Annotated in this window: 26 protein-coding genes; 14 read left to right on the top strand and 12 right to left on the bottom strand. The window is 56.5% G+C overall.

Annotation, left to right across the window (positions count from 1 at the left end; genetic code table 11):
- The first annotated feature begins 50 nt into the window (after positions 1-50).
- Genes ACI7MX_RS06215 through ACI7MX_RS06200 form a run of 4 tightly spaced genes read left to right on the top strand, consistent with a single transcriptional unit; the run spans position 51 to position 2,856 of the window.
- Positions 51-533 (top strand): Fur family transcriptional regulator, encoded by a 483-nt coding sequence (locus tag ACI7MX_RS06215; protein ID WP_122783479.1) that lies wholly within the window; start codon positions 51-53, stop codon positions 531-533.
- Positions 533-1,321, top strand: coding sequence for a zinc ABC transporter ATP-binding protein ZnuC (gene znuC / locus ACI7MX_RS06210; protein ID WP_314487988.1), 789 nt, complete (start codon positions 533-535; stop codon positions 1,319-1,321). Before ACI7MX_RS06215 ends, znuC begins: the two co-directional genes overlap by 1 nt.
- Complete coding sequence (gene znuB, locus ACI7MX_RS06205) at positions 1,314-2,102, top strand: zinc ABC transporter permease subunit ZnuB (protein ID WP_314487991.1); 789 nt, start codon at positions 1,314-1,316, stop codon at positions 2,100-2,102. The genes znuC and znuB overlap by 8 nt, the downstream gene beginning before the upstream one ends.
- A 37-nt stretch (positions 2,103-2,139) precedes the next feature.
- On the top strand, positions 2,140-2,856 hold the full coding sequence (locus ACI7MX_RS06200; RefSeq protein WP_405584066.1) for a PA5502 family lipoprotein: 717 nt from the start codon (positions 2,140-2,142) through the stop codon (positions 2,854-2,856).
- Between the two features lie 69 nt (positions 2,857-2,925).
- Here ACI7MX_RS06200 and katE read toward each other — a convergent pair whose 3' ends face one another.
- A complete protein-coding gene (gene katE / locus ACI7MX_RS06195) occupies positions 2,926-5,067 on the bottom strand; it encodes a catalase HPII (RefSeq protein ID WP_314488023.1) in 2,142 nt (713 codons plus the stop codon).
- Between the two features lie 249 nt (positions 5,068-5,316).
- On the opposite strand from katE, the gene ACI7MX_RS06190 reads away from it, so the two are divergent.
- From ACI7MX_RS06190 to ACI7MX_RS06180, 3 genes are all read left to right on the top strand, one after another.
- Positions 5,317-6,324: a methionine ABC transporter ATP-binding protein gene (locus ACI7MX_RS06190; RefSeq protein WP_405584069.1), complete on the top strand. Its 1,008-nt coding sequence runs from the start codon at positions 5,317-5,319 to the stop codon at positions 6,322-6,324.
- Positions 6,324-6,998, top strand: coding sequence for a methionine ABC transporter permease (locus ACI7MX_RS06185; RefSeq protein WP_122783473.1), 675 nt, complete (start codon positions 6,324-6,326; stop codon positions 6,996-6,998). The genes ACI7MX_RS06190 and ACI7MX_RS06185 overlap by 1 nt, the downstream gene beginning before the upstream one ends.
- Positions 6,999-7,080: 82 nt before the next feature.
- Positions 7,081-7,854, top strand: coding sequence for a MetQ/NlpA family ABC transporter substrate-binding protein (locus ACI7MX_RS06180; protein ID WP_405584073.1), 774 nt, complete (start codon positions 7,081-7,083; stop codon positions 7,852-7,854).
- Between the two features lie 54 nt (positions 7,855-7,908).
- On the opposite strand, the gene ACI7MX_RS06175 is transcribed toward ACI7MX_RS06180, so the two are convergent.
- The 8 genes from ACI7MX_RS06175 to coxB all read right to left on the bottom strand — a co-directional run bounded on the left by ACI7MX_RS06175 (position 7,909) and on the right by coxB (position 15,648).
- A complete protein-coding gene (locus ACI7MX_RS06175) occupies positions 7,909-8,544 on the bottom strand; it encodes an SCO family protein (RefSeq protein WP_405584076.1) in 636 nt (211 codons plus the stop codon).
- 47 nt (positions 8,545-8,591) lie between these two features.
- Positions 8,592-9,608: a COX15/CtaA family protein gene (locus ACI7MX_RS06170; protein ID WP_405584079.1), complete on the bottom strand. Its 1,017-nt coding sequence runs from the start codon at positions 9,606-9,608 to the stop codon at positions 8,592-8,594.
- Positions 9,609-9,620: 12 nt separating this feature from the next.
- Entirely contained in the window at positions 9,621-10,214 is a 594-nt protein-coding gene (locus ACI7MX_RS06165; RefSeq protein ID WP_405584082.1) for a hypothetical protein, read from the bottom strand.
- Entirely contained in the window at positions 10,189-10,926 is a 738-nt protein-coding gene (locus ACI7MX_RS06160) for an SURF1 family protein (RefSeq protein WP_314488011.1), read from the bottom strand. The genes ACI7MX_RS06165 and ACI7MX_RS06160 overlap by 26 nt, the downstream gene beginning before the upstream one ends.
- A 12-nt stretch (positions 10,927-10,938) precedes the next feature.
- On the bottom strand, positions 10,939-11,826 hold the full coding sequence (locus ACI7MX_RS06155) for a cytochrome c oxidase subunit 3 (RefSeq protein WP_405584085.1): 888 nt from the start codon (positions 11,824-11,826) through the stop codon (positions 10,939-10,941).
- A gap of 11 nt (positions 11,827-11,837) precedes the next feature.
- On the bottom strand, positions 11,838-12,362 hold the full coding sequence (locus tag ACI7MX_RS06150; protein WP_314488016.1) for a cytochrome c oxidase assembly protein: 525 nt from the start codon (positions 12,360-12,362) through the stop codon (positions 11,838-11,840).
- A gap of 528 nt (positions 12,363-12,890) precedes the next feature.
- Positions 12,891-14,477: a cytochrome c oxidase subunit I gene (gene ctaD / locus ACI7MX_RS06145; protein WP_405584088.1), complete on the bottom strand. Its 1,587-nt coding sequence runs from the start codon at positions 14,475-14,477 to the stop codon at positions 12,891-12,893.
- Positions 14,478-14,523: 46 nt separating this feature from the next.
- Positions 14,524-15,648 (bottom strand): cytochrome c oxidase subunit II, encoded by a 1,125-nt coding sequence (gene coxB, locus ACI7MX_RS06140; RefSeq protein WP_405584091.1) that lies wholly within the window; start codon positions 15,646-15,648, stop codon positions 14,524-14,526.
- A 328-nt stretch (positions 15,649-15,976) separates the two neighbouring features.
- On the opposite strand from coxB, the gene ACI7MX_RS06135 reads away from it, so the two are divergent.
- Positions 15,977-16,612 carry a hypothetical protein gene (locus ACI7MX_RS06135; RefSeq protein WP_314492600.1) on the top strand — a complete coding sequence of 212 codons (636 nt, stop codon included), beginning with the start codon at positions 15,977-15,979 and terminating at the stop codon, positions 16,610-16,612.
- Between the two features lie 9 nt (positions 16,613-16,621).
- On the opposite strand, the gene ACI7MX_RS06130 is transcribed toward ACI7MX_RS06135, so the two are convergent.
- Genes ACI7MX_RS06130 through ACI7MX_RS06120 form a run of 3 tightly spaced genes read right to left on the bottom strand, consistent with a single transcriptional unit; the run spans position 16,622 to position 18,524 of the window.
- On the bottom strand, positions 16,622-17,335 hold the full coding sequence (locus ACI7MX_RS06130; RefSeq protein ID WP_314492603.1) for a carbonic anhydrase: 714 nt from the start codon (positions 17,333-17,335) through the stop codon (positions 16,622-16,624).
- A 32-nt stretch (positions 17,336-17,367) separates the two neighbouring features.
- Positions 17,368-17,892, bottom strand: coding sequence for a DUF523 domain-containing protein (locus ACI7MX_RS06125; protein WP_314492605.1), 525 nt, complete (start codon positions 17,890-17,892; stop codon positions 17,368-17,370).
- On the bottom strand, positions 17,889-18,524 hold the full coding sequence (locus ACI7MX_RS06120) for a 2OG-Fe(II) oxygenase (protein ID WP_405584096.1): 636 nt from the start codon (positions 18,522-18,524) through the stop codon (positions 17,889-17,891). The genes ACI7MX_RS06125 and ACI7MX_RS06120 overlap by 4 nt, the downstream gene beginning before the upstream one ends.
- A gap of 149 nt (positions 18,525-18,673) precedes the next feature.
- Between ACI7MX_RS06120 and ACI7MX_RS06115 the strand changes: the two genes are divergently transcribed.
- From ACI7MX_RS06115 to ACI7MX_RS06090, 6 genes are all read left to right on the top strand, one after another.
- On the top strand, positions 18,674-19,426 hold the full coding sequence (locus ACI7MX_RS06115; protein WP_314492611.1) for a hypothetical protein: 753 nt from the start codon (positions 18,674-18,676) through the stop codon (positions 19,424-19,426).
- A 149-nt stretch (positions 19,427-19,575) separates the two neighbouring features.
- Positions 19,576-20,439, top strand: a complete 864-nt coding sequence (locus tag ACI7MX_RS06110; RefSeq protein WP_405584099.1) for a YicC/YloC family endoribonuclease — start codon at positions 19,576-19,578, stop codon at positions 20,437-20,439.
- A 13-nt stretch (positions 20,440-20,452) separates the two neighbouring features.
- Positions 20,453-21,073 (top strand): guanylate kinase, encoded by a 621-nt coding sequence (gmk, locus tag ACI7MX_RS06105; protein ID WP_314482753.1) that lies wholly within the window; start codon positions 20,453-20,455, stop codon positions 21,071-21,073.
- Positions 21,074-21,240: 167 nt separating this feature from the next.
- Positions 21,241-21,504 (top strand): DNA-directed RNA polymerase subunit omega, encoded by a 264-nt coding sequence (rpoZ, locus tag ACI7MX_RS06100; RefSeq protein WP_003437783.1) that lies wholly within the window; start codon positions 21,241-21,243, stop codon positions 21,502-21,504.
- A gap of 60 nt (positions 21,505-21,564) precedes the next feature.
- Entirely contained in the window at positions 21,565-23,670 is a 2,106-nt protein-coding gene (gene spoT / locus ACI7MX_RS06095) for a bifunctional GTP diphosphokinase/guanosine-3',5'-bis pyrophosphate 3'-pyrophosphohydrolase (RefSeq protein ID WP_153377556.1), read from the top strand.
- Between the two features lie 24 nt (positions 23,671-23,694).
- The gene (locus ACI7MX_RS06090) at positions 23,695-24,075 is read left to right on the top strand and encodes a RidA family protein (protein ID WP_122786158.1); all 381 of its coding nucleotides are present in this window, start codon (positions 23,695-23,697) and stop codon (positions 24,073-24,075) included.
- Positions 24,076-24,097: the final 22 nt, after the last annotated feature.

Raw genomic sequence — 24,097 nt, 5'->3', positions numbered from 1 at the left:
GGTTTAAACAGGTAACATAATAACGTCTCTCTCGGAAATCGTCGCCGCCCATGCCTACTACCCCACTTGCCAGTCGTCCCCATGATCACTCCCATTGTGTGCACAGCGCCCTGTCTGAAGCAGATGCTTTGTGTGCTCAAAAAGGGCTGCGTCTGACCGCTTTGCGTCGTCGGGTGCTGGAGCTGGTCTGGCAAAGCCACAAGCCGTTGGGCGCCTACGATATTCTGGCCGTACTGAGCGAGCAGGATGGTCGTCGTGCAGCACCTCCGACGGTTTATCGGGCTTTGGATTTCCTGCTGGAAAATGGCTTGGTACACCGTATTGCTTCGCTTAACGCCTTTATGGGGTGCAGTCATCCAGAGCATGCGCATCAGGGTCAGTTCCTGATTTGTCGTAACTGCCACGCCGCCATCGAGCTTGAGCAAAAGTCCATCAGCGACGCAATCATCCACAGCGCACGAGATGTCGGCTTTACTGTCGAAACCCAAACCGTTGAAGTGGTGGGGTTGTGTTCGGGTTGCCGGGAGGCCTGATGAGCGCTGCATTGATTCATTTGCAACAGGTGTGTGTGACCTTCGCCGGGCAAAACGTACTCGATAATATTGAGTTAAGCGTTGAGCCGGGTCAGATCGTGACCTTGATCGGCCCTAATGGTGCAGGCAAAACCACATTGGTCAAAGCCGTATTGGGCCTGCTGAAACCGACCAGCGGCAGCGTATGGCGCAAGCCCAAGCTACGTGTGGGGTATATGCCGCAAAAACTGCATGTCGATCCGACGCTGCCTTTGTCGGTGCTGCGTTTTTTGCGTTTGGTGCCGGGGGTTGATCGGGCCCAAGCGTTGGCGGCGCTGAAAGAAGTCGGCGCCGAGAAGGTCATCGACAGCCCGGTGCAAAGTGTTTCGGGTGGCGAAATGCAACGCGTGTTGCTGGCGCGTGCATTGCTGCGCAAGCCTGAACTGCTGGTACTCGACGAGCCCGTTCAGGGGGTGGACGTGGCGGGTCAGGCCGAGTTGTACAGCCTGATTACCCGCCTTCGCGACCGACATGGCTGCGGCGTGCTGATGGTCTCTCACGACTTGCATCTGGTGATGAGCACCACTGATCAGGTGGTGTGCCTTAACCGCCACGTGTGCTGCTCGGGTCATCCTGAGCAAGTCAGCAATGACCCGGCATTCGTAGAGCTGTTCGGTAAAAATGCGCCAAGCCTGGCGATCTATCATCATCATCACGACCACGCCCATGATTTGCATGGCGCTGTGGTCAGCGAAGACGCGCCGGCGGCGTCCGCCCACGTTCATGGAGAAGGCTGCAAGCATGGCTGATTTTCTGTTGTACGCCCTGCTGGCAGGCTTGGCTTTAGCGATTGTTGCGGGGCCTTTGGGCTCATTTGTGGTGTGGCGACGAATGGCTTATTTCGGCGACACACTGTCCCACGCCGCTTTGCTTGGCGTGGCGATGGGCTTTTTGCTGGATGTAAGTCCGACCATCGCCGTTACCGTTGGCTGTCTTTTGCTGGCCGTGATATTAGTCACCCTTCAACAACGCCAGCCTTTGGCTTCTGACACGTTGCTCGGAATTCTCGCACCCAGCACCTTGTCCCTCGGACTGGTCGTACTAAGCTTCATGCATGAAGTGCGGATCGACCTGATGGCGTACCTGTTTGGCGATCTTTTAGCCATCAGCCCTAATGATTTGATGTGGATCATCGGTGGCAGTGCGGTGGTTCTGGCATTGTTGGTGGCGCTGTGGCGCCCATTGCTGGCCATTACCGTGCATGAAGAGTTGGCGACGGTTGAGGGCCTGCCGGTCGCGGCCCTTCGCTTGGCGCTGATGCTGTTGATCGCGATTGTGATTGCGGTGGCCATGAAGATCGTCGGCGTGTTGCTGATTACTTCGCTGCTGATCATCCCGGCTGCTGCTGCTCAACGACACGCCCGCTCTCCGGAGCAGATGGCCCTGGGGGCGAGTGTGTTGGGCATGATGGCCGTGTGTGGGGGCCTTGCGCTGTCGTGGTTCAAAGACACACCCGCGGGGCCATCGATTGTGGTGTGTGCCGCCGCGTTGTTTTTGCTGAGTTTTGTTCTGCCCCGTCGAGGGGTGTAGACTTGCTCGTTTTTTGCGCACTTAGAGAGCCGCAGGAATGAAGCTGTTTAACTCCCGTTATTTGCTCCTGGCCGCATTTTCCTCGCTGCTGGGGGCCTGCCAAAGCACACCGACTGCCGACCAACTCGCGCAGCAACAGCGTGCTGCGGCCATCGCACAGCTGGAGCAAAACCTGGCCAGCAGCGAACTGGCGACCGCCGAAGACGAACTGGCTGCCTTGCAGGCTCAGTCGCCGGACGATCCTCAGTGGGTGCAGTATCAGCGTCAGCTGGCTGAAGCCTACCTGCAACGCAGCCAGATCTTTCTGCAAAAAGGCGATGTCAACGCCGCTGCTACGGCACTTAGCCGAGCGCGAACGTTAATGCCCAAAGCACCGGCGCTGACCAGTGGTGTTAATAGCGCCATTGCTCATGCCCGTAAAGCTGAGCTGGACAAGGCCGAAGCCGCTTTAAAAGCAGCTGAAGCACGGCCACCGGCCAAAGTGCTCGATCCAGCGGCAGAAAGCACCACCGTGGCGCTGAACATCGCCGATATCAAGAAACTTCGTCATCAACTGGATTTGATCGCGCAAGATATCGTCAATTATCAGTGTGGCGTGACTTTGCAGGTCCCACGCACCGCCGACTACCCATGGCTGGCGACCTTGATCAACAAGCGGGTCAAAAAGCTCGACCCCGGGTTTGACCTTAAATTGAATCGCCAAATCATTCGCCATGTGCCTGCGCAAATGGTCCTGATTCCCAGCAAGCCTTGATTTCGAGCAAAAAAAAACCGTAACAGCGGCCGAATCCTACCTTCGGCAGCTGTTACGGGTACGTGTTGCTTAAGCCGGGATGGCCTTGGCCTTAGGCTCCCGTGCCCATACACGATGCTGCGCAATAGCGGCAAAGAACGCTTTCAGGTCCTTGGCATCCTTGACCGCCAACAACCCTTCGTCCGCTTGCAAATGCAGTACATCCAGCAATTGCTTGGCTTCACCGTGCAAGGCAATTGCCTTGAGATGTTTGTAGGCTTCAAGCAGGTAATGCAGGGCAACACCATCGCCGCTCAATACCTTGATTGACGCCGCGCCACCCGGCACGAATACCGCGTCGAATACCACCGAAGGCATCCCTTCCATGGACGCGTCCACTGGCAGCAACTTGCCGTCAGCGGTTTTCACGGGTGCCGAGGTTGGGCCAAGCAGTTTGGCATGTGCACCTTCGGCGGCGAGCGCTTGTTTGAGGGCCTCGATTGCCTGTCCATCGACACCGTTGGCAGCCAGAATCGCCACTTTACGGGTTTTGATATTGCCCGGTAGCAAGTTGGCCTGACTTAAAGCAGGCGATTCGCTGACACTCGTTTTGCGCGCGTCTACAGTGCCTGCTTTAGGCGCAGGCAACCCCAGGTTTTCCGCCACGCGCTTGGCCAGCTCAAGGTCGATGTTGGCCAAAATCTCGTTCACCTGTCGTGCGCGAATGTGTTCACGCTCGACCTTGCCCAGTTCAAAGCTATAAGCCGCAATAATGTGTTCTTGCTCGTGCTTGCTCATGCTGTTGAAGAACAGCCGGGCCTGAGAGAAGTGATCACTGAATGAGTCGCTGCGCTGACGAATCTTGTTGGCGTCGATGCGTTCCGGGTAGCTTTCAAAGCCCCCATCTTGGGCGGCGGGTGGGGTTTCTTTCGGCCAACCGCCATCAATGGAGTTAGGCTCGTAGGACGCACGGCCCTTATGGATCGTGCTGCGATGCTGGGCATCACGCTGGTTATTGTGAAAAGGCGCAACAGGCCGGTTGATCGGGATTTCGTGGAAGTTCGGCCCACCCAAACGGCTGATCTGCGTATCGGTATACGAGAAAAGACGGCCTTGCAGCAGCGGATCATTGGAGAAGTCGATACCCGGCACGATGTGCCCTGGGCAAAACGCGACCTGCTCGGTCTCTGCGAAGAAGTTATCGGGGTTGCGATTAAGCACCATCTTGCCCAGCGGAGTGATCGGTACCAGTTCTTCGGGGATCAATTTGGTCGGATCAAGAATGTCGAAGTCGAATTTATGCTCGTCTTCCTCCGAAATGATCTGAACGCCGAATTCCCATTCAGGATAATCGCCGGTTTCAATCGACTCCCACAGATCTCGGCGATGGTAATCGGTGTCTTTGCCTGCCAGTTTTTGCGCTTCGTCCCACACTAACGAACAGGTGCCCGCACTAGGACGCCAATGGAATTTGACGAAGTTGGACTTGCCCTCAGCATTGATCAGCCGAAAGGTGTGGACGCCGAAACCTTGCATGCTGCGTAGGCTTTTAGGAATGGCGCGGTCAGACATGGCCCAAATCACCATGTGCGCTGACTCGGGTACCAGCGAGACAAAGTCCCAGAAGGTGTCGTGGGCAGAGCCTCCGGTGGGGATTTCGTTATGGGGCTCTGGTTTAACCGCGTGCACGAAGTCGGGAAACTTAATCGCATCCTGAATGAAAAATACCGGCATATTGTTGCCGACCAGATCGAAGTTGCCTTCGTCGGTGAAAAACTTGACCGCGAATCCACGTACATCCCGCACCGTATCGCCGGAGCCCCGAGGGCCTTGTACTGTCGAAAAGCGTACGAAAACAGGCGTTTTTTTGCCCGGGTCTTGCAGGAAACCGGCTTTGGTCAGGGCACTGTGGGATTTATACGTCTCAAAGTAGCCATGTGCACCCGTGCCTCGGGCATGCACGATGCGCTCTGGAATACGCTCGTGGTCAAAATGCGTGATTTTTTCACGCATGATGAAATCTTCCAGCAACGACGGGCCGCGAGCGCCAGCCTTCAGGGTGTTTTGGTTATCAGCAATCTTCACCCCCTGATTGGTACGCAACGCTTGATCCGTTGCATCGTCACGAAAGGTTTCGAGGCTGTCGAGTTTGACGTTGGTGTTACTACGATCCAGGGTGTCGGTCCCGGCCATTTGGCTCTTGCCGGAAGACGGTTTTTTGTTGCTCATCAGACATAACTCCTTGTTGGCGAAAGCCCCACGGTTTGGGCCTTCCAGACAATTTCCCGAGGCGGGATACGAGTTGCTCAACTAGTGACTGATAGTGTCTGGCGTCGTTCCTTTTTTCTGACCTTTAGTCGTCTTATTGCCAAATCAAAGGTTCAAGCGCAAATAAATGCTAAGAACCTCTATACGGACAGGCTAAAATGCGCGCCCGGCTTACCGCTGACTTCTATTTTCGCGCCCCACAAGGTTCGCTACGTGATTGAGTTCCATAACGTTCATAAAACTTACCGGGTCGCCGGTAAGGACATTCCCGCGCTGCACTCCACGACATTGCGTGTTGAGAGCGGCCAGGTGTTTGGCCTGATTGGCCACTCCGGTGCGGGTAAAAGTACCCTGCTGCGTCTGATTAACCGCCTCGAAACGCCGAGCGGCGGGCAAATCATTGTCGACAATGAAGACGTGACGGCGATGGATGCCAAAGGCCTGCGGCGTTTTCGCCAACAAGTGGGCATGATCTTCCAGCACTTCAACCTGCTGGCGTCCAAGACCGTTGCGGAGAATGTCGCGATGCCTCTGGTGCTGGCTGGTGAGTTGTACCGCAGCGCCATTGACGCGCGCGTGGCTGAGTTGCTGGCGCGAGTGGGTTTGTCCGACCATGCCAATAAATACCCGGCGCAGCTGTCAGGCGGCCAAAAACAGCGCGTGGGTATTGCCCGTGCGTTGGCCACCAAGCCCAAAGTATTGCTGTGCGACGAGGCCACCAGTGCCCTCGACCCGCAAACCACGGCCTCTGTGTTGCAACTGCTGGCTGAGATCAATCGCGAACTGAAGTTGACCATTGTGCTGATCACCCACGAGATGGATGTGATCCGTCGTGTGTGCGATGAAGTGGCGGTGATGGACGCGGGCGTGATCGTCGAGCAAGGCCCGGTGTCGCAAGTGTTCTTGCACCCCACCCACCCGACGACCAAGCGTTTTGTGCAGGAAGATGAACAAATCGACGAAAGTGAGCAGCGCGACGATTTTGCCCATGTACCGGGTCGCATCGTGCGCCTTACTTTCCAGGGCGAAGCCACCTACGCACCGTTGCTGGGTACTATTGCTCGCGAAACAGGTGTGGACTACAGCATTTTGGCGGGTCGCATCGACCGCATCAAAGACACCCCTTATGGGCAACTGACCCTCGCCATCACCGGTGGCGACATGGAGGCCGCATTTGCGCGCTTCACAGCGGCTGACGTTCATATGGAGGTGCTGCGCTAATGGAATCCCTATTGAGCTTCTTCGCCAATATTGACTGGCTTGAAATCTGGCTGGCCACGGGTGACACCTTGATGATGCTCGGCGGCTCGCTGCTGTTCACCATCCTGCTCGGTCTGCCGTTGGGCGTGCTGCTGTTTCTGTGTAGTCCGCGCCAGCTGTTCGAGCAAAAGGCCGTGTATTCGGTGCTGTCGCTGGTGGTAAATATTCTGCGATCGTTGCCGTTCATCATCCTGCTGATTGTGATGATCCCGCTGACGGTATTGATTACCGGCACCTCGCTGGGCGTTGCCGGTGCCATTCCTCCGTTGGTAGTGGGCGCGACACCCTTCTTCGCCCGTCTGGTAGAGACGGCGCTGCGTGAAGTGGACCGCGGCATCATTGAAGCCACGCAGGCCATGGGCGCGAGCACGCGTCAGATTATTACCAGTGCTTTGTTGCCTGAAGCGCGCCCTGGCATCTATGCGGCGATTACCGTGACGGCCATTACTTTGGTGGGTTACACCGCGATGGCGGGCGTGGTCGGCGCAGGGGGGCTGGGTGATCTGGCCATCCGCTTCGGCTATCAACGCTTCCAGACGGACGTCATGATCGTCACGGTCGTGCTGTTGCTGATTCTGGTGCAGATTCTGCAAACCGTTGGTGATCGACTGGTGGTGCACTTTTCGCGCAAATAAGCGCGACCTCTCGTTAATAAACGTAACCGCCAGCTTCATGCTGGCAGGCGCCTGAAATCAGGTGTTCATAAGGAGTTGCTGAATGAAGAAGTTAATTGCTGCTGTGGCCGCTGTTGCGGCGTTTTCAGTTCATGCCGCGGACACGCTGACGGTCGCCGCATCCCCGGTACCTCACGCTGAAATCCTGGAGTTCGTGAAACCCGCGCTGGCCAAAGAAGGCGTGGACCTAAAAGTTAAGGTCTTTACCGACTACATTCAGCCAAACGTGCAAGTGGCCGAAAAGCGTCTGGACGCTAACTTCTTCCAGCACCAGCCGTACCTGACTGAGTTCAACAAAGCCAAGGGCACAAACCTGATCAGCGTTGCAGCTGTTCACCTTGAGCCGCTGGGTGCTTACGCCAGCAAATACAAGAAGCTGGACGAACTGCCAGACGGCGCTACGGTTGTGATCCCGAACGACGCCACCAACGGCGGTCGTGCCTTGCTGTTGCTGGACAAAGCCGGTCTGATCAAGCTCAAGGACTCGACCAATATCCTGTCCACGGTCAAAGACATCAACGAAAACCCTAAAGGTCTGAAATTCCGAGAGCTGGAAGCGGCCACCATCCCACGTGTGCTGACCCAGGTCGATCTGGCGCTGATCAACACCAACTACGCGCTGGAAGCCAAACTTGACCCTAAAAAAGATGCGCTGGTCATCGAAGGCAGCGATTCGCCTTACGTGAATATTTTGGTGGCGCGCCCGGATGACAAAGATTCGGACGCCATGAAAAAGCTGGTTGCCGCACTGCACAGCCCGGAAGTGAAAGCGTTCATTAACGAGAAGTACAAAGGCGCTATCGTTCCCGCGTTCTAAGCATAACTTTGTAGTCGCTGTCGCAACCTGCGGCAGCGACTACAACTCTCTCCTTTATTTTCTCTGCACCAACTCCGGTAATTGGGCGACCATTTTCTGGGTGTTGAGCGGTGCTCGGATAAACCCTCGCTGTGTGCCGTCCGGCCCGATCAGCGCCAAATTGCCGCTGTGATCAACGGTATAACCCGGCTTGCTGGTGTCCGCCGGGATAAACGGAATGCTCAGCGCATTCGCCACGGTTTGCAGTTCATCAATGGATCTCGGCGTCAGGCCCACAAACTGCGGATCGAAATAGCCCAGGTATTGCTTGAGCTGCTTGGGCGTATCACGGTTCGGGTCGACGCTGACCAGCACAATCTGCACCTTGTCCCTTACAGCTTCCGGCAGTTCGCTTTTGATCTGGCGCAGCTGTGCGAGGGTGGTCGGGCAGATGTCCGGGCAGAAGGTGTAGCCAAAAAAAAGCAGGCTCCATTTATCTTTCAGCTCATTGATTGCCACCGGCTGGCCGTCCTGGTTAGTCATTTCAATAGCCGGCAATTGACGGCTTTGCGGCAGCAAAATGATTCCGGCATCAATCAATGACGTGTTATCGCCTTGCTGTTGGCTCGACATCATTTTGTTAAACGTCAGGCCCATGACCAAAGCCACCAACGCGACGAGGATATAGACAGTTTTTTGCGTTTTAGTCATAAGGTTCAACACTGGGTAGTCATCGATTAAGCGCAACGGTACAGCACCTACGCCCATTGCAGAAAGTGTCCGCTCTTGGCCCGGACTAACACCGTGCGTGCGTGGTAGTTGACCAGCACCAGTGTGAGCATCAAGGCAGCCCCACCCGCGTTGTGTGCCACCGCCAAGGCCAAAGGCAGGCCGAACAATACATTGCTCAATCCCAGGCTTATTTGTATGGCTAGGACCAGCAGCACAAGCCCGGCCAATCGTGGCATGCCAACTTTGCGCAGTTGCCAGGCCAGCCCGACCAATGCCAACGTCAGCAGGACCGCCCCGAGTCGGTGAGCGAGGTGAATGGCCGTGCGTGCTTCGCTGTCCAATTGACCGCCCAGATAATTGGGGCCGATGTGTTGGGTCAGATGGAAGCCATTGGTGAAATCGGCAGCTGGCCACCACTGACCATGACAGGTCGGCAGATCGACGCAAGCCACGGCGGCATAGTTGGAACTGACCCAGCCTCCCAGCGCAATTTGCAGGATGACCAGCACCAGACCCGCCGTCGCCCAACGCTGCAAGCGTCGTGGTATGGCCAGAGCAGGCAGCCATCCGGACAAGCGCAAGGTCAGCAAAAACAGCAGACTTAAGGTCGCAAAACCTCCCAACAAATGCGCTGTGACCACTTGTGGCCATAATTTCAGTGTCACGGTCCACATGCCAAATGCTGCCTGGATGATCACCACGAGCAGAATAAACAGCGGCAGTTTCAGCGGCTGATCATGCCGTTTTCTCTGTTTCCAGGCGCGTACAGCCAACCACAGGATCAGACACCCAAGGGTGCCGGCGAAATAGCGGTGAACCATCTCGCTCCATCCTTTTGCAGCCTCAACCGGCGCCTGGGGGAAATGCAGTTCGGCATGGACCAATTGCGCGTCTGTGCTGGGCACGCTGATAAACCCGTAACAGCCCGGCCAGTCCGGACAACCCAAGCCTGAATGGGTCAGTCGGGTGTAGGCACCGAGCAACACGACCAACAGGGCCACTAATGTGGCCAACAGGGCAAGGCGAAATCCGGCTTTGGCCATGACATGGCCTCCCTATCCGATATTGGACAGCTTGAGCAGGTGGCGCAGATCTGTGAGCACGTCTTTGCCCTTGACCTGAGGGTCGTAGCGCAACACCAAATTGCCGTGGGGATCGACGATCCACAGTTGCGCAGAGCCATTGCCTTCTGCGCTCTGTGTATAAGTCGGCACGTGCAGGGTATAGCGCTGCAGTTGCGGGTATTCACGTTGCAACCGGGTGGCGTAAGCCGCGTCTACCGGCTGCCCCACCGCCAGCGCATGGGTCGCCCGTGAGGCATCGCGGCCCAGGCCGATTTGGAGTTGACGGGCCAGATACACCAACTGCTGGCAATCCCGGTCGCACCCTTGCGGGGCGGTCACCAGTAACTGCCAGCGCTGTTCATCGCTGGTGACGCCCAACGCTGCGCGGCCTTGCCCGTTGCCAATCAGTTCGCCGTGATAGCTGCGGCTGTCGGGCACCCAGAATTTGAGCATGTACATACTCGTGGCCAGCACCATAGGGCCAAGGGTGAGCAGCAAAATCAGGAGCAATTGCAAACGTCCGCGCCGCCGCTTGGCAGGGTTGGGCGAGCGAGTGATATCAGAGTGATTGCTGGCGCTTGTCATGAGGTTTCTCCTGCGCATGGTGCCAACCGAAGTACCCAAACAGCCCCAGCAACGCCAGCGCCATCGCGAACCATTGCACGGCATAGGCGGTGTGCTTTTCCGGGCCCATGCCTGTGGATATCAGTGGCCAGTCGGCTTGATACGCGCCAACGCCTGGCGCGATACGCACTTCATCGGCAAAGCCTTCGCGGCCCAGTTCAGCCCAGAGAGCGGCGGGCGCTACCGCCGTGATGAGACGCGGCCACGGTGCGGCCAGTGGATCAGCCTGTAACTGGAACACCGCGCCAGGCGATTCATACACCCAGCCCAAAACATCAAGCGTGTTTTGCGGCGTACTAAATACCGGTGGCGTACGGCGATTGGGCCACGGCAGCCAGCCGCGATTGAGCAGAACCCATTGCCCACTGCCTTGATCTTGAAACGGTTGCAGCAGTTCGACGCCGGGCCGACCGTCTCGTATTCGGTTGTCCAGCAACAGGCTGTGCTCGGCGTCGAGATGCCCGCGCAACTGCACCCGTCGAAACACCGGCTCAACGCTGGCCATGACTTGATCCACTGTCAGCGGTGCGGCGTGCTGGTGTTCGGCATAGCGGGTCAACAGCACGCGTTTTTGCTCAGCACGGCTTAGCTGCCAAAAGCCCAGTGACACCAATACGGGCAGCAACGCCATGACGACCAGCGTGGGCAACATTCCAGGGCGAAAGTGCGACATGGGCACCCCCACTCACAACACATAAACGAACAGAAACAAGCCGAGCCACACCACGTCTACAAAATGCCAGTACCAGGTCGCCGCCTGAAAACCGAACTGATGCTCGGCATTGAAGTGTCCGCGAGCGATGCGAATCAGCATCACCAGTAAGATCAGGGCACCAATGGTGACGTGCGCACCATGAAAGCCGGTGAGCATAAAGAAGGTGGCGCCATAAACGCCGGAGCCCAGCGTCAGCCCCAGTTCCTTGTAAGCGTGTAGATATTCCTCAGCCTGAAACCCTAAAAATCCGATGCCCAGCAACACGGTCACACCGAGCCAGAATTTCAGCTTTTCGCGCTGACCTTTATTCAGGGCGTGATGCGCCAGCGTGAGGGTGATACTGGAAGTGACCAGCAACACGGTGTTGAGCAGCGGCAAGCCCCACGGGCTGATGGTGCCCTTGGGTGGGGGATAAAGCGCGGGGTCTGGGGTATGCAGCAGCGGCCAAGTGAATTGAAAATCTGGCCAGAGGATATGCGTCACCCCTTTGCTGCCTTCGCCCCCCAGCCAAGGGCCGGAAAAATGCCGCACATAAAACAGCGCGCCGAAGAAGGCCACGAAGAACATCACTTCGGAAAAGATAAACCAGGTCATGCCCCATCGAAACGAGCGATCCAGTTGAGCGCTGTAAAGTCCGGCGCGGCTCTCTTTAACCACCGCGCCAAACCAGCCAAATAGCATGAAGGCCACGATCAGGCCGCCGATAAAAAACAGCAATGGGCCATGGGACTCGGGCCGCGCCGCCTTCAGGTCGTTAAACCAGGTCGCCTGGCCATACACCGTGACCAACAACCCCAGCGTGGCGATGATGGGCCACTTGCTTTGGGCCGGCACGTAGTAGTGATCGTGACTTGCCATGGCGCGTCCTCCTATCGGGCAGCGGTGATATCAAACAGCGTGTAAGCCAGCGTCAGGTGCTTCACTTCCTTGGGCATGTCGCGGTCGACAATAAAACGTACGGGCATTTCGATCCGCTCGCCCGGTTGCAGGGTTTGCTGGGTAAAGCAGAAGCATTCGGTCTTGTGAAAATATTGAGCCGCTTCGGCAGGCGAGATACTGGGTATCGCCTGAGCTTTCATTGGGTGGTCAGAGGGGTTGAAGGCGACAAAGATCATCTCGTTGACCGCCCCGGGGTTGGTCACTAATTGATCGCCCTTGGGGTAGAACTCCCACACCATGTTGACGTTATTGGTGGCTAAAAACTGCACCCGCACCTGACGACTCGGATCAACCACTTGCACACCTTCATATTGGCCAGCGGTTTTGCCATTAATGCCGAAGGCTTTGCACATCACGTCGTAGATCGGCACCAATGCAAAGCCGAAAGCAAACATCACCACCACCATGAGTGACAGGCGTAATACCAGGCGTTTGATCGGCGTTGACGTGTTCATGATCTACTCCCAAAAGCCCCTCACCCCAACCCTCTCCCGGAGGGAGAGGGAGCTTGATCTGTGGTATTGCGCAAATCTGCCTTGCTTTCAGTCCCCTCTCCCGTGGAGAGAGGGAGCTTGATCTGTGGCATTGCAGCAAATCTGCTTTGCTTTTAGTCCCCTCTCCCTGGCGAGAGGGAGCTTGATCTGTGGCATTGCGCAAATCTGCTTTGCTTTCAGTCCCCTCTCCCGTGGCGAGAGGGAGCTTGATCTGTGGCATTGCAGCAAATCTGCTTTGCTTTTAGTCCCCTCTCCCTGGCGAGAGGGAGCTTGATCTGTGGCATTGCGCAAATCTGCCTTGCTTTCAGTCCCCTCTCCCGTGGAGAGAGGGAGCTTGATCTGTGGCATTGCAGCAAATCTGCTTTGCTTTTAGTCCCCTCTCCCATGGCGAGAGGGAGCTTGATCTGTGGCGCTGCGCAAATCTGCTTTGCTTTTAGTCCCCTCTCCCTCCGGGAGAGGGTTAGGGTGAGGGGCCTTTAAGCCAAGCACTCAATCAATCCGGGGCGGTGTCGTAAAGGTGTGATAGGGCGCGGGCGAAGGCACGCTCCACTCCAGGCCTTCAGCACCGTCCCACGGTTTGGCGGGCGCTTTCGGACCTCCGCGAATGCATTTGATGACGATAAACAGGAATAACAGCTGCGTCGTGCCAAACATAAACCCACCAATCGACGACACCATGTTGAAGTCGGCAAATTGCAGGTTGTAGTCCGGAACCCGGCGCGGCATGCCCGCCAGTCCCACAAAATGCATGGGGAAGAAGGTCAGGTTCATGCCCACAAACGACAGCCAGAAATGCAGCTTGCCCAAGGTTTCGTCATACATGTGGCCGGTCCACTTCGGCAGCCAGTAGTAGGTCGAAGCGAAGATCCCGAAGATGGCGCCGGGCACCAGTACGTAGTGGAAATGCGCCACCACGAAGTAAGTGTCGTGGTACTGGAAGTCAGCAGGGGCGATGGCCAGCATCAACCCGGAAAAACCACCGATGGTGAACAAAATCACAAAGGCCACGGCGAACAGCATAGGTGTCTCAAACGTCAGCGAGCCTTGCCACATGGTGCTGACCCAATTGAACACCTTGACCCCGGTCGGCACCGCGATCAGTAACGTGGCATACATAAAGAACAGCTCACCGACGAGTGGAATGCCCACCACAAACATATGGTGAGCCCAAACAATGAACGACAGAAAAGCAATGCTCGCCGTGGCATAAACCATTGAGGTGTAGCCGAAGAGAGGTTTACGCGAGAAGGTTGGAATGATCGCGCTAATAGCCCCGAACGCCGGCAGAATCATGATGTACACCTCGGGATGACCAAAAAACCAGAACACATGCTGGAACAACACCGGGTCACCGCCACCCGCGGCACTGAAGAAGCTGGTGCCGAAATGGATGTCCATCAACATCATGGTCACCACGCCTGCCAGCACTGGCATCACGGCAATTAACAAGAAGGCTGTGATCAGCCACGTCCAGACGAACAGCGGCATTTTCATCAGCGTCATGCCGGGGGCGCGCAGGTTGAGAATGGTCGCAATGACGTTGATCGCGCCCATGATGGAGCTAATGCCCATCAAATGGATGGCAAAAATAAAATAAGTCACGCTTTCGGGTGCGTAGGTGGTGGATAAAGGCGCATAGAACGTCCAGCCAAAATTCGGCCCGCCTCCGGCCATTAAGAGCGTCGAGACCAGCATTAAAAAGGCCGCAGGCAGCAGCCAGAAGCTGAAGTTGTTCATCCTCGGCAGGGCCATGTCGGGTGCGCCGATCATCAACGGGATCATCCAGTTGGCCAGCCCCACAAACGCCGGCATCACTGCGCCAAACACCATGATCAAGCCGTGCATGGTGGTCATCTGGTTGAAGAACGCTGGTTCGACAATCTGTAAGCCTGGCTGGAACAGCTCGGCACGAATCACCATGGCAAATGAGCCACCCAGCAAAAACATGCAGAAACTGAACCACAGGTACAGCGTGCCAATGTCTTTATGATTGGTGGTCAGTACCCAGCGCATAAGGCCTTTTGCCGGGCCGTGGGCGTGGTCAGCCGCTGTGTGATCGTCGATAACCGCACTCATGTCCTGACTCCTGCAAAGGGCCATAGGTCGTTGCGCGCCCGCCGGCTCATTTGCCTTGCGCCTGTTTGAGCGCCAGCACGTCTTTTGGGGTCACCATGTCGCCTTTATTGTTGCCCCAAGCGTTACGTTCGTACGTCACCACCGCGGCAATATCGACTTCTGAGAGTTGCTTGCCGAAAGCGGCCATCGCGGTGCCCGGCTTGCCAAAGAACACGCGGTGCAGATGGTCTTCTTTAGGGCCAATGGCAATGGGCGAGCCTTTGAGCGCGGGGAACATCGGCGGCAGGCCCTGGCCTTCTGCCTGATGACAGGCCGTGCAGGTGGTGTGATACACCTTGTCACCCCGGGCCATCAGTTCCTCAAGGGTCCATTCTTTGCTGGTCAGTTCCTTGAGCTGCGCAGCCTGGGCTTTACGCTCAGCAAGCCAGGCGTCGTAGTCGGGGCGGGTTTTGACGTCCACCACGATGGGCATAAATCCGTGATCCTTACCGCACAATTCGGCGCACTGACCGCGATACAGACCAGGTTTTTCGACGCGGGTCCAGGCCTCGTTGATAAATCCCGGAATGGCATCGCGTTTGACCGCAAACGCCGGCACCCACCACGAGTGGATCACGTCGGCGGAGGTCACTAGAAAACGAATTTTGGCGCCAATGGGCAGCACCAGCGGCTCATCCACTTCAAGCAGGTAATGTTCGCTTTTGGGGGCCTGATTGCGGATTTGATCAGCAGGGGTGGCCAGATTGCTGAAGAACTCGACGTCTTGGCCCAAGTATTTGTAATGCCACTTCCACTGATAACCCGTGATCTGGATGTCGATATCCGAATCACTGTTGTCGTAAATGTTGATCAGGGTTCTGGTAGCCGGGATGGCCATCACGATAAGGATGATCAGGGGCACGACCGTCCACAGAATTTCAACCTTGGTGCTCTCATGAAACGTCGCCGCTTGCTGCCCGGTCGAGCGTCTGTGAGCGATTATTGACCACAGCATGGCCCCAAACACAATGATGCCGATGACCACACAGATCCAGAAGATGGTCATGTGCAGATCGAATACGGCGTGGCTGACCTCGGTCGCGCCCGGTGACATGTTCACCGTCCAAGCAGCGTAGGCCGGGTTGAAAACTGACCACAACAACAGCCCCATCCATAGGTTTGGATGTCGCATCGCGGTGTTCCCCTTGGCTTTTCTTGTTAGTGCGCCGGTCTATGCCTGGGTGCCAGCTATTTTTACAAGGGGGCGGTTTGGGCGCCTGGCCTCGTCTGCTCGGGCAGTCGGGCATCATCGAAAATCGGTATCTAGACACGAGTATAGACAGCGACATAAACCCTGCACTGAGAGGGGTTAAATCAGCCAAATAAGGCCACATCGACAAATGGCACTCACTATCGCGTCACAAAATGAATAACAATACTGCCCCTGAAAAACACCCTTTGCGTTTTAAGGGCTATTTTTAAAGTTCTTCCCTGTCTAGCGTCCCTCCCCTGGAGTTCCCATGAACACCGCCGCCATCCGTGCGCAGATCTTGTGTGCCCAAACACATGAGGCAACAACGGGCCTGCTCGCCAAGCATTTGGCCACGCAATTGCCGCAGCTTCATACCGCGATTGAACTGCCTGATTTCGACAAAAATGAAGTCATGACGCGTTTTGTCAGCGCCTACATCGAGCAAGTGCCCGATTTGCTTGATGCTGCCAATGATGTGGCACACAAGGCCGGTATCGAATCGCAAATTACCCCGGTACTGCGCATCGCCGAGCACTATTTTACCGATGATCAAGCGTTGCTTAAGGGCCACGAAGGGCTTGAGGCTTTGCTGGACGAAGCGTATCTGGCGCATCGGCTTGTCGAAGAGGTCAATGACGTCTACATCAAGCATTTCGGTCAGCCTTTGATACCGCTGGACACGACCGTGGCCAATATCATCGCCCACCAATTGATCGGTGAAGCGTTTGCCAATCAGCTGGACGAAGCCGTACACCTCGCGGTCGATGAGATGCTCGACGACGAGAACTTTGCCCTGGAAGCGGTCGAAGCCTACCGTAAAAAACTCGTCAGCCCGGACACAGGCACGGCATGGAGCCAATGGCCGTGCATGTCCAAGCAATTAGGCGTTGGTCTGACGTTTTGACCGATTGCGTCAGAACCGCGCTTTAGGCGTTGCACTCGGGATTGGGCTGGTGCCATCCAGCGGCAGGAATGCCCCTTTGTCGGCATCGTACGCTTTGATCTCGCTGGTTTCGATGTCGTATACCCAGCCGTGAATGAACAGCTGCCCGTTGGCCATGCGTGATGCCACCGACGGGTGTGTACGCAAATGCTGCAACTGGGCAATCACGTTCTCTTCGGTCAGCACGTGCATGCTTTCTGCTTCATTGGCGCAGTTGCAGTTCTCCTGCACCATGGTTTTCGCCACTTCTACGTGATGTAACCAGGCTTTAACCGTGGGCATCTTTTTCAGGCTAGCGGGGTTCAATACCGCGCGCATTGCGCCGCAATCCGAATGCCCGCAAATGATGATGTGCTGCACGCCAAGCGCCAGTACTGCGTACTCAATGGCGGTGGAAACACCACCGTTCATCTGGCCGTAGGGCGGGACGACATTACCGACGTTGCGGGTGACAAACAGGTCTCCCGGGGCACTTTGAGTGATCAGCTCGGGGACGATTCGCGAATCGGCGCACGCAATAAACATTGCCCGCGGAGTTTGCGCTGTGGCGAGTTTCTTGAAGAAGGCTTCTTGTTCGGGAAAGATCTCGTGGTGAAAGTGTAAAAAGCCGTCAACGATATGGTGCAGTGCTGAATCGGCACTTTCAGCCGTGTCCGAAGGCTGCGTTTTAGGCTTGTCTGTCATCGTAATATCCCTGGGCAAAGTGGTAGCGAATGTTACCTGAACTCAATCTTCGTAGCAGCCTTCGCCAGCGACTCAAGCGTCGCTAACGCTTGAGCGGCTTCTGCCAACTGCAATTCGTTGAACACCTGCACGCCGGCTTGCGTCAGCAGCGCTGCCGTTACGCCCTGCCCCTTGACTTTGACCCCGCTGAAGGTGCCGTCATAGGTCAGAACATTGCCGCAAGACGGACTGTTGGCCTTGAGGATCGCGATGCGGATGCCGTGCTGCCTTACCAGTGCCAAGGCTTGTTGTGCACCCGACACAAAGGCGGCGGTGACATCCTCGGCGTCCGTGGTGATCACTGGCGCAAAGCCTTTGAGCACTTGAGCGCCTTGACCACCGGGAATTTCAGCCGCCGCACGGGGTGTGGGTAACCCGCCTGCAACTTCCGGGCACAAGGCAATAACCCGGCCCTGGTCTTGCCACAGGGCCAGCTGTGCATAAGGGCCGCTGGCACCGCCGTCGTAGCGCACTCGATGACCCAGCAGGCAGCGGCTGACCAACAGTTTTTGGCTCATATCACCACCTCAGTGGCGCGGCGGCGAAACCAGCCGGTCAATGACAGGCGGTCTCGGGTGGCGGGCATGACTTCGTGAGGGACTTCGCCTGACATAAACACGACCAGACTGCCGCCGGTCGGCAGTACGTCGTAATCGACGTTGTCTTCAAGGTACATGCGCAACTGGCCGCCGTGCTCGGGCAACCACGCTTGATTGAGGTACACGACGGCCGACACCATGCGCCGGTCATCATCGCGGAAACGATCAAGGTGTTTAAGGTAAAACGCACCTGGCGGATAAAGCGCGAAGTGACTTTCGAAGTCTTCCAGGCCCAAAAAAAGCCTGCGATTCATGGCGATCCGCAGGCTTTCCATCAAGCCTAAATAACTGTCGCAGGCTAGAGCCTCTCCCGGCTCCAGCCATTGAATATGGTCGCCGCGTATACCCTCTCGAACCTCTTGGGTAAGACCGCGCCCGACTGCCGCCGGGGTCAATTCACCCTCGGCAGAACGTTTGTGGCACTCAGCCGCCAGTTCGAGGGTCAAAGCCTCGGGCAGAAAAATGTTTTGCTGTGACCATCCCTGCGCGTACAGGTCGTCGACAATGCGTAGCAACAGCGGATGATCAGAGGGTATTTGCATGCGCCGCATAATATCCACAGCCCTTAAAATCTGACAGCTCCGTCTAGCTGACAATGTGTAAATAGTTGGCCCGACATTTAAAACTGCTTGGGTAACAGGATTCTCGACAAGTCCTACGCCACACCCGGACAATAGCGCCTTGCTGACAGGAGTCCCCCATGCGCCGTTTGTTATTCGTTTTAATGATGTTGTGTACGTTACCCGCATGGGCAGACAGCTTCGATGATCTGTTTCAGGTCGCTGGTTGGCCAGAGCAACGCGCGCATTTCAATGATGCGCTCAGCGCCACCCAGGAGCGTTACCGCACTACGTTACCGCCCGCTGTCTATCAGGCTTTGATGAATAACAGCAACCAGCGCTTTGACCCTGACGCTATGGATAAGCGGGCCAAAGAGCAGATGCGCAACAATCTGCCAAACCCCAACCCTGCACTGAGCTTTTTTCAATCGCCCTTGGGCCGCAAAATTGTGGCGGCGGAACTGCTCGCCACGCGTCCCGATCAACTGGCCAAACATGCACGAGGCTTGCCACGCATTGAGGCCAGCGCCACTCGTCAGTTGCTGATTAATCATTTGTCCCGGGCATTGCCGGCCCGCGAAGCGGGTGCAGAAATCACGTTGGCCATCGCGGGTGTTGCAGCAGACAGCTTGAGTGCAATGATTCCGGGCATATTGGGGGGTGGTTTGGCACCCGGCATGCTCAATAGTCAGCGCCAGCGCTTGATGGAGCAAATTGGCGGCGAACTGGATAACACGTTGCTCTACGTGTATCGCGACCTGTCTGACCCTGAGCTGGAAGAATTCGTCACCTTTGCCGAGTCGCCCGACGGTAAAGCTTATTATCAGGCGGCACTGGCTGCGATTCGCGCCGGGTTGGCTGTGGGGCAGAGCACCTCTAGCTTGAACCCCTAAGAGCCACCTTGTAGCTGCCCAGGTTGGGCACACTCATCATGGATGTACCTTTGCGACGGACGTCATTTGGGACAGCCCGTCGCACTGCGTTACAATCCGCCGCCTAAATAGCCGTCAGGCTTAATTCATTGAATCGCGAGGTACCGTCCATGGTGCATAGCATGACCGCCTTTGCCCGCGTCGAAAGCGCCGGCACTCAGGGCACCCTGAGCTGGGAGTTGCGCTCGGTCAACAGCCGCTACCTGGAGCCGCACCTGCGCCTGCCTGAATCGTTTCGTGACCTGGAAGGTGCCGTGCGTGAAGCGCTGCGCCAAGGTATTTCTCGGGGAAAACTGGAATGCACCTTGCGTTTCACTGAGGAAACTACAGGCAAGCCGCTGCAGGTCGACCGTGAGCGTGCCGCGCAATTGGTGGCCGCCGCTGAGACCATCGCTGGTCTGATCAAGCAGCCTGCGCCACTCAATCCGCTCGAAGTGCTGGCATGGCCCGGTGTACTGGTCGCGGATGCCAATGACCCGCAAGCGCTCAACGCGCAGGCGCTGGCGCTGTTCAAGCAAGGTTTGCAAGAGCTGAAAAACGGCCGTGAGCGCGAAGGTGCGGAGTTGGCGCGCTTGATCAGCGACCGCTTGACCGCGATTGAAAGCGATGTCGAAACCCTGCGTGAATTAGTGCCGCAGATGCTCGCTACCCAGCGTCAAAAGGTGCTTGATCGCTTTGCTGACATGAAAGCCGAGCTTGATCCCCAGCGCCTTGAGCAAGAAATGGTTTTACTTGCGCAAAAAAGCGATGTCGCTGAAGAACTCGACCGTTTGAGCACCCATATTCTTGAGGTGCGCCGCGTGCTCAAGTCTGCGGGTGCTGCAGGTCGACGTCTCGATTTCCTGATGCAAGAGCTTAACCGTGAGGCCAATACACTGGGCTCAAAAGCATTCGACCCGCGCAGCACCCAAGCGGCGGTCAACCTCAAAGTGTTGATCGAGCAAATGCGCGAACAAGTACAGAATATTGAGTAAGGCTTCCCCTGACATGACCCACAGCACTGGCACCCTTTATATCGTTTCTGCGCCCTCGGGTGCAGGCAAGACCAGCTTGGTCAAAGCCCTGATCGACCTGGAGCCGCAGATTCGCGTTTCGGTATCACACACCACCCGGGCTATGCGTCCGGGTGAGGTAGACGGCGAAAACTATCACTTCGTCTCGCGCGAAGCGTTCGTGAAGATGATCGAACACGGTGATTTCCTGGAGCGCGCTGAAGTCTTCGGCAACCTTTACGGTACATCGCAGAGCTACTTGCAACAGACGCTGGATGAAGGCCACGACCTCATTCTGGAAATCGACTGGCAGGGCGCCGAGCAGGTTCGCAAATTGATGCCGCAAGCCCGCTCGATCTTCATCCTGCCACCGAGTCAGCAAGCACTGCGCGAGCGGCTGAATAACCGCGGGCAGGACAGCGACGAAATCATTGACGGGCGCATGCGTGAAGCCGTGAGTGAAATGAGCCACTATGTCGACTACGACTACCTGATCATCAATGACGATTTTGCGCTGGCCCTTGAAGATCTGAAGTCCATTTTCCACGCCAATCGGCTCCAGCAAAAACGTCAGCAGCAGCGTTTTGGCAAATTACTGGCTGAATTGCTGGGTTAATCAGCGCTTCCCAAAACCCCTGCAAGGGCCTTACATTGGCGCTTACAGAGGTTTTGAAGCGTGGCTTGAAAAATCAGCGCTTCCCTAATGGCTGGTGATTTTTTAAACTGTTCAGTCCGCTCGCCCATCCGGGCAGCGCGCATATTGCATTTGCTACGAGGAAGACCATGGCCCGCGTAACCGTTGAAGACTGTCTAGAACACGTGGATAACCGCTTTGAGCTGGTCATGCTCTCTACCAAGCGTGCCCGTCAACTGGCCACAGGCGGTAAAGAGCCTTTGGTTGAGTGGGAAAACGACAAGCCTACCGTCGTTGCCCTGCGTGAAATCGCTGCAGGCCTGATGAGCTACGAGTTTATCGCCAACGCTGAAATCGTCGAAGACGAACCGCTGTTCGCAGCGTTCGAGGACGAGTCCAACGAGGCGAACTAAGCCTATGCCCGGTCGACGTAGTACGGCGAAGGGTTCACAGTTTTGGCAGGAGGCTCCCTCTTGCCGAGCATAGACGCCCTCGCCGATCGCTTGTCGACTTACCTCAGTGCGGATCAGGTCAATCTGGTCCGACGAGCGTACTTCTACGCAGAGCAAGCCCACGACGGCCAACGCCGACGTAGCGGCGAACCTTATGTCACGCATCCGCTGGCAGTCGCCAATATCCTGGCCGACATGCACATGGACCATCAAAGTCTGATGGCCGCCATGTTGCACGATGTGATCGAAGACACCGGCATTGCCAAGGAAGCACTGGTTTCGCAGTTTGGCGAGACTGTGGCTGAACTGGTCGATGGAGTCAGCAAGCTGACTCAGATGAACTTCGAAACCAAGGCCGAAGCCCAAGCTGAAAACTTCCAGAAAATGGCCATGGCCATGGCGCGGGATATCCGCGTTATTTTGGTGAAGCTGGCTGATCGCCTGCATAACATGCGCACCCTCGAAGTGCTGTCCGGCGAAAAGCGTCGGCGGATTGCCAAGGAAACCCTGGAAATCTACGCACCCATTGCCAATCGGCTGGGCATGCACAGCATTCGAATCGAATTCGAAGACCTCGGCTTTAAAGCGATGTACCCGATGCGCTCTGCGCGCATCTATCAAGCCGTTAAACGTGCTCGGGGTAATCGCAAAGAAATCGTCAACAAAATTGAAGAGTCGCTGAGCCACTGTTTGGCCGTTGATGGCATTCAGGGCGAAGTCAGCGGTCGTCAGAAGCACATCTACGGCATTTACAAAAAAATGCGTGGCAAGCGTCGGGCTTTCAACGAAATCATGGACGTCTACGCGTTCCGGATCATCGTCGACAAGGTCGATACCTGCTATCGCGTGCTGGGTGCTGTACATAATTTGTACAAACCATTGCCGGGACGCTTCAAAGACTACATCGCCATCCCCAAAGCTAACGGCTACCAGTCGTTGCATACCACGCTGTTTGGCATGCACGGCGTACCGATTGAAATCCAGATCCGTACCCGTGAAATGGAAGAAATGGCCAACAACGGCATTGCCGCCCACTGGTTGTATAAATCCAGTGGCGACGAACAGCACACGGGCACTCATGCCCGAGCGCGGCAATGGGTCAAAGGCGTGCTGGAGATGCAGCAACGCGCTGGCAACTCGCTCGAATTTATCGAAAGCGTGAAGATCGACCTGTTTCCGGACGAGGTTTATGTCTTCACGCCTAAAGGTCGAATCATGGAGCTGCCCAAAGGCTCCACAGCGGTCGACTTTGCCTACGCGGTGCACACAGACGTGGGTAACAGCTGTATTGCCTGCCGGATCAATCGCCGACTCGCGCCGCTGTCCGAGCCGCTGCAAAGTGGCTCCACGGTCGAGATTGTCAGCGCCCCGGGCGCCCGTCCAAACCCGGCCTGGCTCAACTTTGTAGTGACCGGCAAGGCACGTACGCACATTCGCCACGCGCTTAAATTGCAGCGCCGCTCCGAGTCGGTCAATTTGGGTGAGCGTCTGCTGAACAAAGTACTCAACGGCTTTAACAGCGCGCTGGACAAAATTCCGGCCGAGCGCATTCAGGCCATGCTTCAGGAATACCGCCTGGAGCAGGTCGAAGACCTGCTTGAAGACATTGGCCTGGGCAACCGCATGGCCTATGTCGTTGCACGCCGTCTGCTGGGCGAAGGCGACCAGTTGCCAAGCCCTGAAGGGCCCCTGGCAATTCGCGGCACAGAAGGTTTGGTGCTCAGCTACGCGAAATGCTGCACGCCGATCCCCGGCGACCCAATTGTGGGTCACCTGTCTGCGGGCAAGGGCATGGTGGTGCACCTGGACAACTGCCGCAATATCAGTGAAATCCGGCACAACCCCGAAAAGTGCATCCAGCTTTCGTGGGCCAAGGATGTCACCGGCGAATTCAATGTCGAGCTGCGCGTCGAGCTGGAACACCAGCGTGGCCTGATTGCGTTGCTGGCCAGCAGCGTCAATGCGGCGGACGGTAACATCGAAAAAATCAGCATGGACGAACGCGATGGTCGTATCAGCGTGGTCCAACTGGTGGTCAGCGTGCACGATCGCGTGCACCTGGCCCGCGTGATCAAAAAACTGCGCGCCCTAACCGGGGTTATTCGCATCACACGTATGCGTGCGTAGCCATCCCATTACAAGGAGTCACCCATGTCCAAGACTGTTATCACCAGCGACAAGGCACCTGCTGCTATCGGTACTTACTCTCAGGCGATCAAAGCTGGCAATACTGTCTACATGTCCGGTCAGATCCCGTTGGACCCAAAAACCATGGAACTGGTTGAAGGCTTCGAAGCCCAGACCATTCAGGTGTTCGAAAACCTGAAGTCCGTGGCAGAGGCTGCAGGTGGTTCGTTCAAAGACATCGTCAAACTGAACATCTTCCTGACCGACCTGAGCCACTTCGCCAAGGTCAACGAAATCATGGGCCAGTACTTCGAACAGCCTTACCCGGCCCGTGCTGCCATTGGCGTTGCTGCGTTGCCAAAAGGTTCGCAGGTTGAGATGGACGCCATTCTGGTCATTGAGTAACACCCCTCGGCGCAGCGCCTTC

This window comes from Pseudomonas sp. 2024-210 (genome assembly GCF_045062345.1).
Classification (GTDB): Bacteria; Pseudomonadota; Gammaproteobacteria; order Pseudomonadales; family Pseudomonadaceae; genus Aquipseudomonas.
Note: the sequence above shows the minus strand (reverse complement) of the source record. Positions and strands in the feature narration are given on the sequence as shown.

What these genes read in the sequence shown, in the direction of transcription:
- ACI7MX_RS06200 (WP_405584066.1), top strand. Translation starts at nt 2,140, where the DNA reads ATGAAGCTGTTTAACTCCCGTTATTTGCTCCTGGCCGCATTTTCCTCG.
- ACI7MX_RS06125 (WP_314492605.1), bottom strand. Translation starts at nt 17,892, where the DNA reads ATGAGCCAAAAACTGTTGGTCAGCCGCTGCCTGCTGGGTCATCGAGTG.
- ACI7MX_RS06155 (WP_405584085.1), bottom strand. Translation starts at nt 11,826, where the DNA reads ATGGCAAGTCACGATCACTACTACGTGCCGGCCCAAAGCAAGTGGCCC.
- ACI7MX_RS06135 (WP_314492600.1), top strand. Translation starts at nt 15,977, where the DNA reads ATGAACACCGCCGCCATCCGTGCGCAGATCTTGTGTGCCCAAACACAT.
- rpoZ (WP_003437783.1), top strand. Translation starts at nt 21,241, where the DNA reads ATGGCCCGCGTAACCGTTGAAGACTGTCTAGAACACGTGGATAACCGC.
- gmk (WP_314482753.1), top strand. Translation starts at nt 20,453, where the DNA reads ATGACCCACAGCACTGGCACCCTTTATATCGTTTCTGCGCCCTCGGGT.
- znuC (WP_314487988.1), top strand. Translation starts at nt 533, where the DNA reads ATGAGCGCTGCATTGATTCATTTGCAACAGGTGTGTGTGACCTTCGCC.
- ACI7MX_RS06180 (WP_405584073.1), top strand. Translation starts at nt 7,081, where the DNA reads ATGAAGAAGTTAATTGCTGCTGTGGCCGCTGTTGCGGCGTTTTCAGTT.
- ACI7MX_RS06165 (WP_405584082.1), bottom strand. Translation starts at nt 10,214, where the DNA reads ATGACAAGCGCCAGCAATCACTCTGATATCACTCGCTCGCCCAACCCT.
- znuB (WP_314487991.1), top strand. Translation starts at nt 1,314, where the DNA reads ATGGCTGATTTTCTGTTGTACGCCCTGCTGGCAGGCTTGGCTTTAGCG.
- ACI7MX_RS06090 (WP_122786158.1), top strand. Translation starts at nt 23,695, where the DNA reads ATGTCCAAGACTGTTATCACCAGCGACAAGGCACCTGCTGCTATCGGT.
- ACI7MX_RS06160 (WP_314488011.1), bottom strand. Translation starts at nt 10,926, where the DNA reads ATGTCGCACTTTCGCCCTGGAATGTTGCCCACGCTGGTCGTCATGGCG.
- ACI7MX_RS06170 (WP_405584079.1), bottom strand. Translation starts at nt 9,608, where the DNA reads ATGGCCAAAGCCGGATTTCGCCTTGCCCTGTTGGCCACATTAGTGGCC.
- ACI7MX_RS06130 (WP_314492603.1), bottom strand. Translation starts at nt 17,335, where the DNA reads ATGACAGACAAGCCTAAAACGCAGCCTTCGGACACGGCTGAAAGTGCC.
- ACI7MX_RS06120 (WP_405584096.1), bottom strand. Translation starts at nt 18,524, where the DNA reads ATGCGGCGCATGCAAATACCCTCTGATCATCCGCTGTTGCTACGCATT.
- ACI7MX_RS06215 (WP_122783479.1), top strand. Translation starts at nt 51, where the DNA reads ATGCCTACTACCCCACTTGCCAGTCGTCCCCATGATCACTCCCATTGT.
- coxB (WP_405584091.1), bottom strand. Translation starts at nt 15,648, where the DNA reads ATGCGACATCCAAACCTATGGATGGGGCTGTTGTTGTGGTCAGTTTTC.
- ctaD (WP_405584088.1), bottom strand. Translation starts at nt 14,477, where the DNA reads ATGAGTGCGGTTATCGACGATCACACAGCGGCTGACCACGCCCACGGC.
- ACI7MX_RS06175 (WP_405584076.1), bottom strand. Translation starts at nt 8,544, where the DNA reads ATGACTAAAACGCAAAAAACTGTCTATATCCTCGTCGCGTTGGTGGCT.
- ACI7MX_RS06115 (WP_314492611.1), top strand. Translation starts at nt 18,674, where the DNA reads ATGCGCCGTTTGTTATTCGTTTTAATGATGTTGTGTACGTTACCCGCA.
- ACI7MX_RS06110 (WP_405584099.1), top strand. Translation starts at nt 19,576, where the DNA reads ATGGTGCATAGCATGACCGCCTTTGCCCGCGTCGAAAGCGCCGGCACT.
- ACI7MX_RS06185 (WP_122783473.1), top strand. Translation starts at nt 6,324, where the DNA reads ATGGAATCCCTATTGAGCTTCTTCGCCAATATTGACTGGCTTGAAATC.
- ACI7MX_RS06150 (WP_314488016.1), bottom strand. Translation starts at nt 12,362, where the DNA reads ATGAACACGTCAACGCCGATCAAACGCCTGGTATTACGCCTGTCACTC.